Below are 1,475 nucleotides of genomic sequence, written 5' to 3'. Positions count from 1 at the left end.
CAACGTCGCTTCCTAAGCGGCATTTTGCAGTTCGGCGTTGATCTCCTCCTCGGGGTCGAGGCGGTGGATGTGGATGTGGTGGGTGGCGCGGCTGGTGGGTGGCTCGTCGGGGCGGAGGGTGCGGTAGCCGGGGGTGCTGCGCTTGGTGGCGCGGGGTGCTGATCGGCCGGGGCGGGGGCGGATGGCTTCGCGGGCCAGGTCGGCCTGGACGTCACGGATTTTGCGCCGGAGCTGTCCGGGGGGAAAAGGCCGCGCCGACGGATCGCCGGGCGGCGTTGAGGACCTGTTTGAAGCTGATGTGGTCGGGCGGAAGGCCGTGTTCCCGGGCGGTGTCGCAGACGAGTTCACGCAGAGCCTGGTAGACGCAGAGCATGGCCCACAGTTCCTGCTCGACCATGGCGGGGCTGTTGGAGCGGAGGGTGGCGGTGCGCCCGCCGCGCTGTTCGATCTTGATGTGCCTGTAGATCGTTTCGCTGGTCCAGCGGCACGCATACAGCTCCGCCAGTTCCAGGGCCGGGGCCGTCCGGGGCTCGAGCAGGGTGGTGATCAGGCAGAACAGTTCCGAGGTCTGTTCCTCTTCGCTGTCCGCGCGGGTGTGGGTGGTGGTGACGGTGTACTCGATGACACGGACCGTGAGGTGCTCGCCGCGCCGCCGGCCGTTGAGGTGGCTGAGGTAGGTGCCGTCGCTCAGGCGCTCGTCGACGGGCAGGGAGAAGGAGTCCGAGACGCGCCACAGCAGTTCGGCTCCCGTGGCTTGCGCGTCACGCCACAGCGTGAAGGACGGGAAGCCGCGGTCGGCCGTCACCAGCATGCCAGGGGCGAAGTGCGGCAGCAGGCGGCGGGCCAGGGTCCGCTCGCCCACGGCGAAGGAGGCGAAGACCGCACCGGCCAGCGACCGGGTCCCGCACTCACCCAGCGCGACCATGCGGACCTGCGGATACGGAGCGGGCCGCGAACCGTTGGAGGGACGGCTGTAGGCCGCCGCGTTCGCGCTGGAGTCGGGCACGTCGAAGCAGGTCCCGTCCATCGACATTACCCGCAGCTCACGCCAGAACACCCCCGGCGTCGCCCGCGTACCCCGCACCCCCGCGACCCGGTCGAACAGCCACCTCAACGGCGCCTGACCGATCCGGGCACGCGCCTTCGTGATCGACCCGGTACGAGCCGGACGCCACAACTCCCCTTTGCGCAGCGGGAAGTTCTCCACCAGCTCCCGCAGCACCGCCCCGTACCCCAGGTGCGTGAACAGCCACATCGTCAGCGTGAAGTACACCACCAGATGCGAGGGCAGCGCCTTCGTGCGTTCCTCCCGTACGCCGGTCTCCTCGATCGCCAGATGCACCAGCTCCGGCGTGAAGGTCCGCGACAGCAGCCCCATCCGCGTCCGCTCGGGGTAAGTCTCACCAGCTATATGCCCACTCGCCACAAGATCAGGACCCTACCTGACCAAGATCACACTACGGAAGCGACGTTGG

General features: G+C 68.7%; 1 protein-coding gene. It reads right to left on the bottom strand.

The annotated features are described in order from the left end of the window. Window positions 1-211 precede the first annotated feature (211 nt). The gene (locus I8N67_RS41490; protein ID WP_200309508.1) at window positions 212-1,378 is read right to left on the bottom strand and encodes an IS4 family transposase; all 1,167 of its coding nucleotides are present in this window, start codon (window positions 1,376-1,378) and stop codon (window positions 212-214) included. Window positions 1,379-1,475 lie beyond the last annotated feature (97 nt).

Source organism: Streptomyces adelaidensis, from assembly GCF_016598475.1.
GTDB lineage: Bacteria > Actinomycetota > Actinomycetes > Streptomycetales > Streptomycetaceae > Streptomyces > Streptomyces adelaidensis.
Note: the sequence above shows the minus strand (reverse complement) of the source record. Positions and strands in the feature narration are given on the sequence as shown.